Here is a 16,079-nt window from a genome sequence, read left to right on the forward strand (position 1 = left end):
TCACATCGTGCGGTACCGACCGATTGTGCGGTACTTTTCATAGCGGAGGTTTGTGAGGGTCGCGTCGTCGAGCTGCCCAAGCGTATCGAAGGCATCGAATGCCGAAGACATGACGGCACCGGCGATCTCCTCATGCGACAGGCCCCTATCGTCGACAATGCCGTCGATGATGCCGAGCGCCAGCAGATCGGGGGCCGTGAGCTTAAGCGCCTCGGCGGCCTCATCCGCACGCTCCGTATCCTTCCACAGGATCGACGCGCAGGCCTCGGGACTCACGACCGAATAGGCCGAGCTCGAGAGCATCAGGATGCGGTCGGCCACGGATAGCGCCAGCGCGCCACCAGAGCCGCCCTCGCCTGTCACCACCGAGACAATCGGCGTCTTAAGGCCGCTCATCTCCATGAGATTCTGGGCAATCGCCTCGCCCTGGCCGCGCTCCTCGGCACCGATGCCGCAAAACGCGCCCGAAGTATCGACCAGGCACAGAACCGGTCGACCAAACTTTTCGGCCTGACGCATAAGGCGACGCGCCTTGCGGTAGCCCTCGGGATGCGCCATACCAAAGTTGCGGCGCATGCGCTCTTTGGTCGTGGTGCCGCGTTCGATGGCGATGACCGTTACGGGGCGTCCGTCTTTCCAGCCAATGCCAGCCACCACAGCGGCGTCGTCGCCAAAGTAGCGGTCCCCGTGCAGCTCCACAAATCCATCCAGGCCCAGCGAGATCATCTCGCCTGCCGTGGCGCGATCTGCCGAGCGGGTCTGCTTGACAATCTCGAGCGCGGTTTTTGGTACGGCCGAGCGCTTGAACAAGTGTCCCAACTTTTTGCCGCGGCGACCCGTATGCACGATCTCATGCGGTGCCCCCAGGCCGGGCGCGTGCCCTTCGTGCAGCGCCAGCAGCTCGCCTACCGTGAGCGCAATCTCGCCACGCGGAACAACGGCATCGCAAAAGCCGTGCTCCAGCAAAAACTCGGAGCGCTGGAATCCCTTGGGCAGGCGCTTGTGCATGTTCTGCTCGATCACGCGCGGGCCGGCAAATGCCGTCAGGGCATCGGGCTCGGCCAGGATAATGTCGCCCTCCATGGCAAAGCTCGCGGTTACGCCTCCGGTCGTGGGATCGGTGAGCACCGTGATATACAGGCCGCCCGCCTCGCTGTGGCGCCTAACCGCCGCAGAAATCTTGGCCATCTGCATAAGCGAGGTCACGCCCTCTTGCATGCGCGCACCGCCCGAAACGGTAAAGCCGACAACTGGCAATCCCAGCTCGGTCGCATGCTCAAATGTGCGACAGATCTTCTCGCCCACCACGGAGCCCATCGAGCCCATCATAAAGTTAGCGTCCATAAAGAAGAGTGCCGTATCGCAGCCGCAGATTTTGCCCCTGCCGCACACAACGGCATCGCGTTCGCCCGAACGCTCGCTCACGATCTTGAGCTTGTCGGCATAGCCGGGAAACGAGAGGAAGTCCTCCGGCGCCAGACTAGCATCCCATTCCTCAAACGTGCCCTCGTCAACCGTCATGCGCATGCGCGCGCGACCGCTCACGCGAAAGTGCTTGCCGCAACGAGGGCAGACCTCGAGGTTGTCGTGCAGGCGTGCCTCATCGATCACACGGCGGCACTCCGGGCACTTGATAAACACGTGGCGCGCAGGAAACTCGGCGCACGACTCGGTCATCGGCCCCTCGAGGACGTTGACCGTCTTCGCTTTTCTATTCATCAGCATAGAGATGCCCCATCAGATCGGTGTGATACATGCCCGACAAGAACTCGTCGTTTGCCAGCACGTCGAGCTGAAGCTCGCTGTTTTCGCTCACGCCCTCAATCACGAGCTCGCCCAGGGCCGAGCGCATCTTGCGAATGGCGCCGTCACGCGTGGGCGCGCACACGATGAGCTTGCCGAGCATGGAGTCGTAGTACGGCGGAACGTTCGCACCGGTAAACATGGCGGAATCCCAGCGTACGCGCGGACCACCCGGCACACGCAACGCGGTAACCGTTCCACATGACGGCAGAAAGTCCGGCGTTTCGGCATTGATGCGGCACTCCATGGCGTGGTTGCGAACCGGCATGTCCTCCCGCTCAAAGGGCAGAGGCTGGCCGGCCGCCACGCGCAGCTGCCACTTGACCAAGTCGGTATCGGTCACAAACTCCGTAACCGGATGCTCCACCTGCAAGCGCGTGTTCATTTCCATAAAGTAGAAATTGCCGTCATCCGAATACAGGAACTCGATGGTACCGGCTCCTTCGTAACCGACGGCACGAGCCAGGTCGCGCGCGGCCTTGTGCATGCGCGCGCGAATATCGTCGTGTCCGTCGAGGCACGGCGCGGGGCTCTCCTCGATCAGCTTTTGGTTGCGGCGTTGCACCGAGCACTCGCGCTCGCCGAGCGAAAACACATGGCCCTGCTTATCGGCCATAATCTGCACCTCGACGTGGTGCGCCGGCGCGACGAACTTCTCCATGTAGCACTCGCCGTCGCCAAAAACGGCCTCGCCCTCGGCACGCGCCTCGATGAACGCCTTTGCCGCATCTTCCACGCGCCCGACCTTGCGAATGCCGCGACCGCCGCCACCTGCACGCGCCTTGATGAGCACGGGGCAGCCAATGCGCTCGGCCTCGGCCGTTGCCTCCTCGGGGCTTTTGAGCAAATCGCAGCCCGGCACGATGGGCACGCCCGCCGCGGCAGCCGTTCGACGTGCGGCGTCCTTGTCGCCCATGCTGTCGATCACCTCGGCCGAGGGACCGACAAACGCCAGGCCATACTTGTCGCAGTCGCGCGCGAAGCTCGCCTTCTCGGAGAAAAAGCCATAGCCGGGATGAATTGCCTTGGCGCCCGACTTTACGGCACAGGTGAGCACGGCATCGTCATTGAGGTAGCTCTCGGCAAGACGCGGGCCGCCGATGCAATACGCCTCGTCGGCAAGCTGCACGTGTAGCGCGTCCGCATCGGCCGTGGAATAAACGGCGACGGTCTTGATGCCCATATCGCGGCACGCGCGGATAACACGGACCGCGACTTCGCCGCGGTTGGCGATGAGCACTTTGTCGAACATGAAGCCTTCCTTAACTTTCGTGCATGAGTGCAAAAGACATATCGGCGCGGCAGCAAACCTCACCGTTAACGCTCGCAGTACCCGTCGCAAAGCGGAACGGCCCGCGCGCACGCGTGATGGTGCACACCAGATCAACCGTGTCGCCCGGGCGCACCGGACGCTTAAAGCGCACCTTATCGAGGCTCGTATAGAACGGCGTCGCGCCGCGCGCCTCCTCATCGCCCATCAGCAGCACGCAACAGTTTTGGGCGAGCATCTCGCACTGAATCACGCCGGGAACGACCGGGTTTCCCGGAAAATGCCCCTGCAAAAAGTACTCGTCACCCGTAATCGTGATCTTGCCGTGGGCCTCGTCGCCCACCAGCTCGGCTTCGTCGAGCAAAAGCATCGGTTCGCGATGCGGCAACAGCTTCTTGAGCTCTTCTTTGTTCATGGACATCACCTATCCGATCCTCATAAGGCAACTGCCGAACTCCACGAGGTCGCCGTCGGCCACGCAGATCTCGAGCACCTCGCCGTCTGCCTCGGCCGTCACCTCGTTGAGAACCTTCATGGCCTCGATGATGCAGAGGGTCTCACCGGCCTTGACCTTGGAGCCCACGTGCACAAACGGCTCGTCGCCCGGCGCCGGGGCAGCATAGAAAACGCCGACCATGGGAGCGGTCACCTCGGTGCCCTTGGGCTCCGGTGCGGCGGCAGGCGCCTGCGCGGCGGGCTCCGGTGCGGCGGCAGGCATGGCGACAGGAGCCACCACCGGAGCAGTCACGGCACCCGGCATAGGCATGGGCACGGCAACCGGCTGCGCGGCGCTCGCACGCTCGAGTTCGACCGCGGTGCCATCGGGCTCCTCAACGCGCACGCGCGTGAGGCCGCGGTCCTCCATAACATCGGCTATCTCGGCAAGTCTTTTGGAATCCATGCTCTAGCTCCTCGTATATCTACGCAGCGCGATGGCGGCGTTGTGCCCGCCAAAGCCCAGGTTGGTCGAAAGCGCCCAGGTAAGGTCGGCGCGAACCGCGCGATTGGGCGTGTAATCAAGATCGCAGGCGGGATCGGGCGTGTGGTAGTTAATGGTCGGGGGCACCACGCCCTGCTCGAGCGCCATGGCGCAGGCCATGACCTCAATGGCACCCGTGGCGCCGATCATGTGACCGGTCATCGACTTGGTCGACGAGACGTGCGCGGCGCGTGCCGCGTCCTCGCCGAGCGCACGCTTAATGCCCGCCGTCTCGGACGAATCATTAAGCTTGGTCGAGGTGCCGTGGGCATTGATGTAGAGGCCCTCGGAAGGCTTGACGTCGCCCTCGGCCACCGCCAGCGATATCGCGCGGGCAATGCCGGCAGCCTCGGGATCGGGACTCGTGATGTGATAAGCATCATCGGTGTTGCCGTAGCCCACGACCTCGGCATAAATGTGCGCACCGCGCGCCTGCGCATGTTCCATGCTCTCGAGTACCAGCACGCAAGCGCCCTCGCCCATCACAAAGCCGTCGCGGTCTGCATCGAACGGGCGGCAAGCCGTCGCGGGATCGGGGTTGGTGGTCAATGCGCGGCAGGACGTAAAGCCTGCAACGGCATCGGGGATAATGGCCGCCTCGGCGCCGCCCGCGAGGATCGCGTCGGCATAGCCGTGCTTGATGGCGCGGAACGCCTCGCCCACCGCATGGGCCGAGGTCGCGCAAGCAGTCACGACTGGCAGGGTCGGTCCCTTTGCCTTGTGGCGGATCGCGATATTGCCCGAAGCCATGTTGGGGATCATCATCGCAATCATATAGGGCGATGCGCGGCGAGGTCCACGATCGGCGATCGTGTGGACGTTGTCGACGAGCGTCGTCATGCCGCCCACGCCCGAGCCCACGTAGACGCCCAGACGCTCACGATCGATGGCGCCTTCGACATCAAAGCCCGCATCGTGCATTGCCTCGTCCGAAGCCGCCATCGCAAACTGAACGCAGGGGTCGAGATGCTTGGCGTCACGCTTGCCAAAGTACTCGTTGCCGTCAAAGCCCTTGACTTCAGCCGCCACCTTGACGGTAAACGCATCGGTATCGAAGTGCGTGATCGGGCCGATGCCGCACGTGCCGGCACACATGGCCGCCCAGGTGGCAAGCGCGGTGTTGCCGAGCGGCGATACGGCACCGATGCCGGTGATTGCAACTCTCTGTTCCATCATGGTCTCCTCATCCAAGCCGTTCTTCGGCCCTGGTTTCTACATCGCCATTCCGCCGTCGACGCGCACGACCTCGCCCGTAATGTAAGCAGCCGCATCGCTCGCTAAAAAGCGCACCACGCCGGCCACTTCCTCGGGACGTGCCATGCGCTTAAGGGGAATCTGTTCCTCGGTTGCCGTACGCACCTTCTCCGAGAGCTTTGCCGTCATATCTGTCTCGACAAACCCGGGGGCGACCGCGTTCGCTCGTACGCCACGAGGCGCAAGCTCGCGCGCCACCGCCTTGGTAAGCCCTATCACGCCCGCCTTGGAAGCAGCGTAGTTGGCTTGCCCGGCATTGCCCATCAGGCCCACGACCGAGCTCATGTTGACGACGCAACCGCCGCGCTGGCGCATAAAGGTCTTGGTGAGTGCGCGCGTCATATTGAATGTTCCCTTGAGATTGACATCGAGCACGCGATCGAATGCGTCATCGCCCATGCGCATGAGCAGGCCGTCGCGCGTGATGCCGGCGTTGTTGACAAGCGCCCAAATGAAGCCAAAGTCGTTGAGGACCGTCTCCACGCAAGCGTTGACGGCATCGGGATCGGCCACGTCGCATTGATATGCGCGTGCCGTGGCGCCAACCGCCTCACAGGCTTCGCACGTCTCGCGCGCCGCATCGACGCTGCCGGCATAGACGACGGCGATATCAAAGCCGTCCTCCGCCAGACCGACAGCGCAGGCGCGGCCGATACCCCGCGAGCCGCCCGTGACCAGTGCCACGCGACGTGAGTCGTTGCGCTCGAGCGCGCCGTTGTTCAAGTTGCCCATGTCATTCCTTTCGGGTTACAGCCCTGTGGACTATGCGAGCTCGTCGGCAATAGCTGCGACCTGCTCGGCCGTTTCGCACGAATACACGCGAACGTCGCTCAGCGTACGCTTGGCCAGGCCCGACAGCGTTTTGCCAGGGCCGACCTCAATAAACGTGTCGATGCCCTGATTCTGCAGAGCATGCAGCGTGTCGACCCAACGAACGGCATGACTCACCTGATTGGCCAAGACATCCGATGCCGCTCGCGGGTTCGCCGGATAGGGCGCCGCCGTCATGTTTGCCATGACCGGAATCAGCAGCGGTGACGGCGCGTGGCCGGCTTGGATATACGTCGCCAGCCCCTCAGTCGCCTCGGCCATATAGGGGCTATGAAATGCGCCCGACACCGCGACTTTCATAGCGCGGCCGCCAGCCTCTTTTACTAGGACGTCGAGCTCCTGCAGCGCCTCGGGCGGTCCGGCAACAACCGTCTGCTGCGGACTGTTGTAGTTGACCGGCCAACAGTCCTCGCCGGCCTGTTTTGCCAGGTTCTCGACTTGCGCCGCATCGAGCTTGATGACGGCGCGCATGCCGCCCGGATGGCGCTCGGCAGCCGCGGCCATCAGCGCCGCGCGCTCGCACACGAGCTCAAAGCCCGCTCGCGTATCGAACGCCCCCGCAAAGGTGAGCGCGGCGACCTCGCCAAGCGAAAAACCCGCACAGGCGGCAGGTACCACGCCGCGCTCACGCAGGGCGGCAGCCGCTGCCAGATCGTGAACGAACACGCACGGCTGCGTGTTCTCGGTCTGCGAGAGCTCCTCCTTGGAGGCGCTTCGGCACTGCTCACTGGTCCCCGGGCGCACCTCGTCGGCAATGGCGAACACCTCGGCGGCCGCCGGCGATGCCTCGATCAGGTCGACGCCCATCGCGGGGTGCTGGGCGCCCTGGCCGGCAAACAGAAACGCTACGCCACCCATGCGCACGCACCCTTCAGGACGTGCTCGGCGCCATCGACCAGGTCGTCAACGATTTCACGTGCGCTTTGGCGCTCGTTGACCATGCCGGCAATCTGTCCACACAAAAACGAGCCCTCTTCGTAATTGCCGTCCTTGGCGGCCTTGCGAAGGGCGCCCGTGCCCATGGCCCCGAGCTCCTCGACGCTTACGCCCGCCGCCTCGCTCTTGGCGTAGGCGTTGGTGAAGGGGCTCTTGAGGGCACGCACCGGGTGTCCCGTCGAGCGGCCGGTCGCACGCGTCGAGGTGTCGTTGGCCTTCAGGACCATCTCCTTGTACTGCTCCGATACGGTGCACTCATCTGCGATCAGAAAGCGCGTACCCACCTGCACGCCGGCGGCGCCCAGCATAAAGGCGGCCGCCACGCCGCGGCCATCGGCGATACCGCCAGCCGCAACCACGGGAATATCGACCGCATCGACAACCTGCGGCACCAGTGCCATCGTCGAGGTCTCGCCAATATGGCCGCCTGATTCGGTACCCTCGGCAACCACGGCAGTGGCTCCACGACGCGCCACGAGGCGCGCCAGCGCCACCGAGGCAACGACCGGGATGACCTTGATGCCCGCCTCGTTCCACGCCTTCATGTACTTGGTGGGATTGCCGGCACCCGTCACGACGACCGGCACCCGCTCGTCAATCACGACCCGCGCGACCTCGTCGGCAAACGGGCTCATGAGCATGACGTTGACGCCAAAGGGCTTATCCGTCCTGGCGCGCAGCTCATGAATCTGGTCGCGCAGCCAGTTGGCGTCGGCGTTCATGGCCGCGATAATCCCTAAGCCGCCCGCCTCGGACACTGCGGACGCCAGCGAGGCGTCGGCGATCCAGGCCATACCGCCCTGGAACACGGGCTTTTCGATGCCGAGCAGATCGCAGAGAGGAGTCTTGAGCATCTCTACTTCTCCAATGCCGCCTCGACCGTATCGGCGAACTCGCCGACCGTCTTGGGGTTCTCCTCGGTATCGAGCTGGATGCCAAACTCGTCCTCAACGGCGACGAGGATCTCGACGGTGCCCAGACTGTCGAGACCAATCTCCTCGAGCGTGGACTCGGGCTTCATCTCGACGTCGTCAAGACCGGCGGTCTCGCGGATAACATCGCAAACGCGCTCGAAGGTCTTCTGATCTGCCATGGTAGTTCTCCTTTGTTTGTGCCCTAGGGGCGTTTTTATTTCCTATGTGCGACTACTTCCAACGAAGTAGATAGCCACCTATATCCAGACCGGCGCCAAATCCAACGAGGGTGATGGTGTCGCCCGTGTGAAGTGCACCGGCGTTTGCCAGCCGGTCGAGGGCAAGCGGAATGCATGCGCTCGAAATGTTGCCGGTCTCGCGCAGCGTTCGAACCACGCGCTTGTCTGGCACACCGAGGCGCTTGACCGCCTGACTCAGGATTCGTTCGTTAGCCTGATGGAATACAAAATGGTCGATGTCCTCGACCGAAATGCCCGCATCGCTCGCAAGCTTATGGACCGTGTCGCAAATCGCGTTGACGCCGAACTTGAACACGCGGCGGCCATTCATGGACAGCACGCTCTCGCTATCTGCGGAGGCCTTAAACGGCGAGGTGCCGACCAGACCGGGAACGCACAACGTCTCGACGTCGGGCGCCGTCGAAAGCTCAACGGCAAGGGGGCTGTCTCCCCCAGCCTCAATCACCGCGGCGCCTGCCCCATCGCCAAAGAGCACACAGGTGGCGCGGTCGGTCCAGTCGAGCGCGCGCGTCATCTGCTCGGCGGCAACGACAAGCACATGCTTGGCTCGTCCTCGGGCGATATAGCCCTCGGCAACATCGAGCGCAAATACGAAGCCGGCGCAGGCAGCCGAGACATCGAAGGCAGGGCACGTCGCGCCCAGTCGCTCAGCAACGGCACACGCCTCGGCGGGAACAAGGTGGTCACCCGTCGTCGTCGAGCAGACGATCAGATCCAACTGGCTCGCGTCGATTCCGGACACCTGAAGTGCCCGCTCGCTCGCCGCTACGGCAAGGTCGTCAAGTGACTCGGTGGTGCAGACGTGGCGACTCTTAATACCTGTGCGGGTAAAAATCCACTCATCCGAGGTATCGAGGAACTCGGACAGCTCGTCATTGGAAACACTGCGCTTAGGAAGCGCCGAGCCTGTTCCAAGAATCGTGAAACCCATCACTAACCTCCTTTGAGTTGTTGACGTGTTTACATCGACCAAGAGAGGATAGCGCATTTCAGTCGTTGTTAACGTGTTAACATTAAATTGTCCAAATGCGACAAAGGCTTCACATTGTGTCTCTCTCGACACCATTGCGTTATTCACTTATTCATTAAGGAGGTAGCAGCCGTTATGGATGCCAAATTAACGATAGTCGACGTAACCGGATCGACCAACGATGACCTGCTCGAAGCAGGAAAACAGGGAGCGCCGCACGGCACAGGACTTGCCGCCCGGGCTCAGACAGCAGGACGCGGCCGGCGCGGCCACAAGTGGGATTCAACCGCCGGCAACCTATTGCTTTCGATTGTCCTGCGTCCATGCGTTAATCCTGCGAAGTACTCTGGTCTTGCTGCCGTCAGCGGCCTAGCGGTGCTCGAGGCGCTCGAAAAACAGGGTCTTGCAAACGAGATTGGCCTCAAATGGCCCAACGACCTGGTCGCGCGTGGACGCAAACTCGGCGGCATTCTGGTCGAGGCCGCACGCGATAACGAAGGCAAACCTTTCGCCGTCTGTGGCATTGGTGTCAATGTGAACTATGCGCCCCAAGAGGTGCCCGATGGCGGCCTGCCGGCAATCGGTCTCTCGGACCTTAACGAGAACGTTCCAGCTGTCGACATGCTCCTCGATGAGGTCTATCACGCAGTTATAGACGCTATAGATGCCTGGGCAGAACGCCTCAACGCCATGGAAGAAAACACCGGACCGCTCGCGCCCGTCCACGGCGAATATGTCGCTCACCTCAATTGGATTGGAAAGCACGTTATCGCCCGCTCCCCTGCCGGTGACGAGCTGGCGCGAGGCATCTTTAAAACGGTCGATGGCTTTGGTCGTGCGTGCATCGAAACAGAAGACGGCTTGCGATCCTTCCATTTTGAGGAAGCGTCATTGCGCCCCTTGAGTGAGTAGGTCGCCACAGCCAGCCGCTCGGCAGCCTTACCCGGCGATCCAAACCCATCATGCAAAACAAAAGGGCCCCGCTACCGTAACGGCAGCGGGGCCCTTTAAGCTATGAGCGATATCGCTTAGAGCTTGATGTCGATGTCGACGCCAGCGGGGAGGTCGAGACGCATAAGCGAATCAACGGTGCCCGAGGTGGGGTCGAGGATGTCGATGAGGCGCTTGTGGGTGCGCATCTCGAACTGCTCACGGGAGTCCTTGTTCACGTGCGGCGAGCGGATAACCGTGTACAGGTTGCGCTCGGTGGGCAGGGGGACAGGACCGGAAACGCGAGCGCCGGTCTTCTGAGCGGTCTCGACGATGAGCTTCGCGGACTGATCGACGACCTCGTGATCATAGCCCTTGAGGCGAATGCGGATCTTCTGGGTAGCCAACTTAAACCTCCAAAGAGTGCGAGAGATGCTCTCGCGGATTACGTAACAGGGAGCTCGAACTTAGGCGTTCTTGCTCATGACCTCGTCCACGATGGACTTGGGCGCGGGCTCATAAGAGTCGAACTGCATCGTGTAGGATGCACGGCCCTGGGTCTGGGAGCGAAGGTCGGTAGCGTAACCGAACATCTCGCCCAGCGGCACCTTGGCACGGATGAGCTTGCTGTTCTTGCGATCCTCCATGCCCTCGATCTTGCCGCGGCGACCGGAGAGGTTGCCCATAACGTCGCCCATGTACTGCTCGGGGGTCTCGACCTCGACAGCCATGATCGGCTCGAGCAGCTGCGGGTCGGACTTCTTGAGGGCGTCCTTGATAGCCATGGAACCGGCGATCTTAAAGGCGGCCTCGGAGGAGTCGACCTCGTGGTAAGAACCGTCGAACAGGGTGACCTTAACGTCGAGGACCGGGAAGCCGGCGATAACACCGGTGTTCAGGGCCTCCTGGATGCCCTTGTCGATGGACGGGATGTACTCCTTGGGCACGACGCCGCCGACGATAGCGTTGACGAACTCGTAGCCGAAGCCCTCCTCCATCTTCTCGAGCTTGATGACGGCGTGGCCGTACTGACCGCGACCACCGGACTGACGGACGAACTTGCCCTCAGCCTTCTCGACGTCGTGACCAGCGGTCTCGCGGTAGGCAACCTGGGGCTTACCAACGTTAGCGTCAACCTTGAACTCGCGGAGCAGACGGTCGACGATAATCTCGAGGTGCAGCTCGCCCATGCCGGCGATGATGGTCTGGCCGGTCTCGTGGTTGGTGGACACCTGGAAGGTCGGGTCCTCCTCGGCGAGCTTGGTCAGAGCCAGGGACATCTTGTCCTGCTCGGCCTTGGTCTTGGGCTCGATGGCAACGTCGATAACGGGCTTAGCGAACTCGATCTTCTCGAGGACGATCTCCTTGCCCTCGGCGCACAGGGTGTCACCGGTGGTGGAGTTCTTGAATCCGACGCAAGCGACGATGTCGCCGGCGGCAGCGTCGTCACGGTCGATACGCTCGGCGGCGTTCATCTCGAGGATGCGGCCGAGGCGCTCGCGCTGACCGTTGGAAGCGTTGACAACGTAGGAGCCGGACTCGGCGCGGCCGGAGTAAACGCGGACGTAGGTGAGCTTACCGACGAACGGGTCGGTCATGATCTTGAAGACCAGGCCGGAGAAGGGCTCGTCGAAGGAAGGATGACGCTGGATCTCCTCGCCGGTGTCCGGATCGGTACCGGTGACGGCCTCAACGTCGAGCGGGCTGGGCAGGTAGTCGACGACAGCGTCGAGCAGCTCCTGGACGCCCTTGTTCTTGTAGGCGGAGCCCACGAAGACGAGGTTGAGCTCGTTGGCCAGAACGCCCTTACGCAGAGCAGCCTTGAGCTCCTCGACGGTGAAGTCCTCCTCCATGAGGATCTTCTCCATGAGCTCGTCGTCAAAGCTGGCAGCAGCGTCGAGGAGCTCCTCGCGCTTGGTGGCAGCGATGTCGGCGAACTCAGCCGGGATCTCGTCCATCGGCTCGGGGTAGGTCATGCCCTTCTCGTCGGCCTTGAAGTCCCATGCAGTCATGGTGACCAGGTCGATGACGCCCCAGAAGTTGTCCTCGGCGCCCATCGGGACCTGAGCGGCCACGGCGTTAGCGTCGAGACGATCCTTCATGGTCTCGATAGCGTTGAAGAAGTCAGCGCCCACGCGGTCATACTTGTTGATGAAGGCGATGCGGGGAACGTTGAAGGTAGAAGCCTGACGCCAAACGGTCTCAGACTGGGGCTGAACGCCGGCAACGGCGTCGAAGACGGCGACAGCGCCATCGAGGACGCGCAGGCAGCGCTCGACCTCGGCGGTGAAGTCAACGTGGCCCGGGGTGTCGATGATCTGGATGCGGTAGTCCTTGCCGTCCTTGTTCCAGAAGCAGGTGGTAGCAGCGGAGGTAATGGTTACGCCGCGCTCCTGCTCCTGAACCATCCAGTCCATGGTGGCAGCGCCCTCATGGACCTCACCGATCTTGTGGGTCTTACCGGTGTAGTAAAGAATACGCTCGGTCGTGGTGGTCTTACCGGCATCGATGTGGGCCATGATGCCGATGTTACGGGTATCGGAAAGCTTGTACTTAGGCTTAGCCATGTTAGTTCCTTACCTTAACTTACCAACGATAGTGAGAGAACGCGCGGTTGGCCTCGGCCATCTTGAAGACGTCCTCACGCTTCTTGACGGAAGCGCCCAGGCCGTTGGAGGCGTCGAGGATCTCGTTGGCGAGACGCTCGGCCATGGTCTTCTCCTTGCGAGCGCGGGAGAAGTTGACGATCCAGCGGATACCCAGAGCGGTGGAACGACGGGAGTTGACCTCCATCGGGACCTGATAGGTAGCGCCACCGACACGCTTGGGCTTAACCTCGAGCGTGGGCTTGACGTTGTCCATAGCCTTCTTGAAGGTAGCGAGAGCGTCGCCACCCTCGGACTTCTCGGCAACGATCTCGAAAGCGGTGTAAACGATGCGCTCAGCGGTGGCCTTCTTGCCGTCAAGAAGGACCTTGTTGATGAGCTGAGTCACCAGGCGGTTGTTGTAAACGGCGTCAGGCTGAACCTCACGACGATTAGCTGCTGCACGACGCGGCATGTGAAATCTCCTTAAGTGTCTACCGTGCGGCGCTCAAGACGGCACACGGCGAAAGTATCAAAACGTTATCTGGCTTATTTAGCTTTGGGGCGCTTAGCACCGTACTTGGAACGGGCCTGCATACGGTTCTGGACCGGAGCAGCGTCGTAGGCGCCACGGATGACGTGATAACGGACACCAGGGAGGTCACGGACACGACCGCCGCGGACGAGCACGATGGAGTGCTCCTGCAGGTTGTGGCCCTCACCCGGGATGTAAGCAGTAACTTCGATGCCGTTGACAAGGCGAACACGGGCAACCTTACGAAGAGCCGAGTTCGGCTTCTTGGGGCTCGTGGTGAAGACGCGGGTGCACACGCCGCGCTTCTGGGAGTTGTGCTGCAGAGCAGCGTTCTTGGACTTCTTGGGCACGGAACGACGGCCCTGGCGAACCAGCTGGTTAATAGTAGGCAAAGCGTACTCCTTCTCGAATGATTCCAGCTTTCTGTAAAGTGCAACGGCTTGAATCGAGGGGTCAGCATCCCCCTACGAAACACGCAGTTCGATAGGATACGTGGCGTTAGCTGTGCCGTCAACAGACCACGCCGCCGGGCGTATCCCAAAATTGGCACATTTCCGCAAAGCCTACACAAAAGGAATCCCCTCCTGTGCGCGCTGGCGGATCCCCGGGCCGGGCGGCACAGGGGTTAAGTTTGCTGCTCTACAGTCCTGGCTCGCACGGAGGCCACATTAAGTGGCCTCCGGCTCGTGCGGAACTCGCGACAAACTTAACCCCTGTGCCGCCCGGGCCGGGGATCCGACGTGCTCGTCGGGGCAACGTTACCTGCCAAAAAGGGACAGGTTTATTTTGGTCGGTTTTATCTGGGGAAACGTCGCGCTCCAACGGTGATCTGCTCTCACCTGTCGCATGGAAATCGGCGGCGCTTTCGGAAGTATGCGGCAAATTCTGGACCCGCCGAGCGCACCGGGGTTTTGCGATAATAAACCCGCAGGTAGAGCGCTTGAGCATATACGGTGTGGTCGACCCATCAAGATTTTGCCGCATACTTCAGGAATGCAGGCGAATATCGTGCGGTCTAACCGCCCATTTACCGCAAAGAAGGCCGCTTCCCCTAGTAGAAAGCGGCCCCAAATCTTACGAATAGACGATGGTAAAGGGTTCCGACGTTTCGGCGCCCCCTGTTGAAGTGCAGCGTGTGCCTTCGAGCGTTACTGAAACCACTTGGTCGACATCAATCAACTTCGATGGCACCCAAATGTTCTCTCCGCTATTGCGTCCCATCGAAACATAGAAATTGTACGCCCCTGCGTCGTCATCTTCGATAATCTGCTCTGACCCATCCTTGTAGGTGACGGTCAGTTTATGATCAACTGCTTCATAGCCCAGATCATCGATGTGCGTCTGGATGGAAAACGGACTGATCTCGAGAGGCGAGTCATCGGAGCGGAGTTCTTTTGTATCGACGTGCGCTCCGACGTTAAACTCTGGCGTCGATACCTCGAACACCTTCGCATCCTCACCTTTGCCCTCCGTCCAACTGATATTCCAGGTGACCGCATGTCGTAAATCTCGATCGCGATTCCAAGATGCAAAGTACATCGTGCCGTTAATGACCGTGTCGCTTGATGTGTCTTTATCAATGGTGCAGCGTGTATCAGCCCATTCCTCGCCGAAGTTCATGCTGGGTGTACTGACGCCCCCTTCTTCTTCACCATAGAGAACAAGTTCGCCAAGCTCTGCCGCCGGCTTGTAGTAGTTAACGCCATTCGGATTGGACAATGTAAACGTCACAGCACCGCAACCGTTCTCGTCGATTGCCATCTCATGAATGTCGAGCGTATAGCCGTTGCCCTCGACGGACAGATTGACCTTCTGGACTGCACCCTCCAGGCTTTGGGGCGCGATACCATCACCAAACTCTCTGGTGTAGGTATATTTCGTCCCCGACGAGCCGCCATTTGTCCAGGTAACGGACTCTCCGTTGCCATGGTTTCCCCAGGCAGAGGCAAAATAACTGGAATTGACAACAGCGTAGGCGACCCCTCCGGTCGCCAGCACTCCGGCAAGACATCCGATTACGGCAACATACAGAGGCTTCGCGTGACCCTTTCGGCGAAGCGGCTCGCCAGCAGCGGCATAAAGAACACGGTCAGCAAGATCGCTATCGGCTTGGACGGACTCGAAGGCCTGCTTGATCTGGTTGGATTTCACGGTCGCCCTCCTCTAGGATGAACTTGAGCTTCGATCTGCCGCGAGCTAAACGCGTTCGAACGGTCGCGGCTGGCACATGCAGTAACTCGGCAATTTCTGAAGTCGAGAAGCCCAGATAGTAATAGAGCACGATAGGAATACGGAATCGCTCCGGAAGTCGCATAACGTCTGACAGGACCGCCTTGGTCTCCTCCTGCGCCGTCGAAAGCGAATCGGCCAGATTCTCAATATCCTCCACGCGCCTCCACGGCTTTCGAAAGAGAGATTTACATTCATTGATCGTGACCCGGATAAGCCATCGACGAAGATGCTCCCAGTTTTCAAATTGCGCGTCGCTTTTGAGCAACTTAAGAAAGACGTCTTGAGCGACATCGTCGGCGTCAGCGCGATCACGCAGATACGTCAATGCGATCCGAAACACGACATCCCGGTGGTCTTCGACCGCCTGTCTAAAAGCTTGTTCTTCCATAATCACCTCCCGGTGACACTGATGGTTCTTGATGGGGCCCTCACCATAGATACGCTTTGACCAAACGGAATGTTTCAAATTCAAGCAGGAAAAACTACCAAAATAAACCTGTCCTTTTTTGCAAGTGACCAACGGAACGCAACAAGTTGAGCATACGCAAGCGAGCGGCCCCCAGAGCGTACAAGGTGGCAT

General features: G+C 60.9%; 17 protein-coding genes. 1 reads left to right on the forward strand and 16 read right to left on the reverse strand.

Annotation, left to right across the window (positions count from 1 at the left end; all coding sequences use genetic code 11):
• From accD to DXC79_RS04975, 10 genes are read right to left on the reverse strand one after another with little or no spacing between them, the layout of a single operon-like run.
• The gene (gene accD / locus DXC79_RS04930; RefSeq protein WP_117635346.1) at nucleotides 1-1,725 is read right to left on the reverse strand and encodes an acetyl-CoA carboxylase, carboxyltransferase subunit beta; all 1,725 of its coding nucleotides are present in this window, start codon (nucleotides 1,723-1,725) and stop codon (nucleotides 1-3) included.
• A complete protein-coding gene (locus DXC79_RS04935) occupies nucleotides 1,712-3,055 on the reverse strand; it encodes an acetyl/propionyl/methylcrotonyl-CoA carboxylase subunit alpha (protein WP_117635347.1) in 1,344 nt (447 codons plus the stop codon). Before DXC79_RS04935 ends, accD begins: the two co-directional genes overlap by 14 nt.
• A gap of 10 nt (nucleotides 3,056-3,065) precedes the next feature.
• On the reverse strand, nucleotides 3,066-3,488 hold the full coding sequence (gene fabZ / locus DXC79_RS04940) for a 3-hydroxyacyl-ACP dehydratase FabZ (protein ID WP_022094192.1): 423 nt from the start codon (nucleotides 3,486-3,488) through the stop codon (nucleotides 3,066-3,068).
• 9 nt (nucleotides 3,489-3,497) lie between these two features.
• Nucleotides 3,498-3,974: an acetyl-CoA carboxylase biotin carboxyl carrier protein gene (accB, locus tag DXC79_RS04945; protein ID WP_117635348.1), complete on the reverse strand. Its 477-nt coding sequence runs from the start codon at nucleotides 3,972-3,974 to the stop codon at nucleotides 3,498-3,500.
• A gap of 3 nt (nucleotides 3,975-3,977) precedes the next feature.
• Nucleotides 3,978-5,225, reverse strand: coding sequence for a beta-ketoacyl-ACP synthase II (gene fabF, locus DXC79_RS04950; protein WP_089572489.1), 1,248 nt, complete (start codon nucleotides 5,223-5,225; stop codon nucleotides 3,978-3,980).
• A gap of 39 nt (nucleotides 5,226-5,264) precedes the next feature.
• Complete coding sequence (gene fabG / locus DXC79_RS04955; protein WP_117635349.1) at nucleotides 5,265-6,038, reverse strand: 3-oxoacyl-[acyl-carrier-protein] reductase; 774 nt, start codon at nucleotides 6,036-6,038, stop codon at nucleotides 5,265-5,267.
• A 30-nt stretch (nucleotides 6,039-6,068) separates the two neighbouring features.
• Entirely contained in the window at nucleotides 6,069-6,995 is a 927-nt protein-coding gene (locus DXC79_RS04960) for an ACP S-malonyltransferase (protein WP_117635350.1), read from the reverse strand.
• Nucleotides 6,983-7,927 carry an enoyl-[acyl-carrier-protein] reductase FabK gene (gene fabK / locus DXC79_RS04965; protein WP_117563768.1) on the reverse strand — a complete coding sequence of 315 codons (945 nt, stop codon included), beginning with the start codon at nucleotides 7,925-7,927 and terminating at the stop codon, nucleotides 6,983-6,985. Before fabK ends, DXC79_RS04960 begins: the two co-directional genes overlap by 13 nt.
• 2 nt (nucleotides 7,928-7,929) lie before the next feature.
• Entirely contained in the window at nucleotides 7,930-8,166 is a 237-nt protein-coding gene (locus DXC79_RS04970; RefSeq protein WP_006235019.1) for an acyl carrier protein, read from the reverse strand.
• Between the two features lie 52 nt (nucleotides 8,167-8,218).
• The gene (locus DXC79_RS04975) at nucleotides 8,219-9,178 is read right to left on the reverse strand and encodes a beta-ketoacyl-ACP synthase III (RefSeq protein ID WP_117563769.1); all 960 of its coding nucleotides are present in this window, start codon (nucleotides 9,176-9,178) and stop codon (nucleotides 8,219-8,221) included.
• A gap of 174 nt (nucleotides 9,179-9,352) precedes the next feature.
• Between DXC79_RS04975 and DXC79_RS04980 the strand changes: the two genes are divergently transcribed.
• Nucleotides 9,353-10,129, forward strand: coding sequence for a biotin--[acetyl-CoA-carboxylase] ligase (locus DXC79_RS04980; protein WP_117635351.1), 777 nt, complete (start codon nucleotides 9,353-9,355; stop codon nucleotides 10,127-10,129).
• Nucleotides 10,130-10,245: 116 nt separating this feature from the next.
• Here DXC79_RS04980 and rpsJ read toward each other — a convergent pair whose 3' ends face one another.
• From rpsJ to DXC79_RS05010, 6 genes are all read right to left on the reverse strand, one after another.
• Entirely contained in the window at nucleotides 10,246-10,554 is a 309-nt protein-coding gene (rpsJ, locus tag DXC79_RS04985; protein WP_022094184.1) for a 30S ribosomal protein S10, read from the reverse strand.
• Between the two features lie 60 nt (nucleotides 10,555-10,614).
• A complete protein-coding gene (fusA, locus tag DXC79_RS04990) occupies nucleotides 10,615-12,714 on the reverse strand; it encodes an elongation factor G (RefSeq protein WP_022094183.1) in 2,100 nt (699 codons plus the stop codon).
• 19 nt (nucleotides 12,715-12,733) lie between these two features.
• Nucleotides 12,734-13,207, reverse strand: a complete 474-nt coding sequence (gene rpsG, locus DXC79_RS04995; protein WP_006235013.1) for a 30S ribosomal protein S7 — start codon at nucleotides 13,205-13,207, stop codon at nucleotides 12,734-12,736.
• A 74-nt stretch (nucleotides 13,208-13,281) separates the two neighbouring features.
• Nucleotides 13,282-13,659: a 30S ribosomal protein S12 gene (rpsL, locus tag DXC79_RS05000; protein ID WP_006235012.1), complete on the reverse strand. Its 378-nt coding sequence runs from the start codon at nucleotides 13,657-13,659 to the stop codon at nucleotides 13,282-13,284.
• A gap of 682 nt (nucleotides 13,660-14,341) precedes the next feature.
• Nucleotides 14,342-15,418, reverse strand: coding sequence for a DUF4179 domain-containing protein (locus DXC79_RS05005; RefSeq protein WP_117635352.1), 1,077 nt, complete (start codon nucleotides 15,416-15,418; stop codon nucleotides 14,342-14,344).
• Nucleotides 15,369-15,887, reverse strand: coding sequence for an RNA polymerase sigma factor (locus DXC79_RS05010; RefSeq protein WP_187364957.1), 519 nt, complete (start codon nucleotides 15,885-15,887; stop codon nucleotides 15,369-15,371). Before DXC79_RS05010 ends, DXC79_RS05005 begins: the two co-directional genes overlap by 50 nt.
• Between the last annotated feature and the right edge of the window lie 192 nt (nucleotides 15,888-16,079).

It is taken from the genome of Collinsella sp. TF08-11AT (assembly GCF_003437035.1).
In the GTDB taxonomy this organism is placed as follows: domain Bacteria; phylum Actinomycetota; class Coriobacteriia; order Coriobacteriales; family Coriobacteriaceae; genus Collinsella.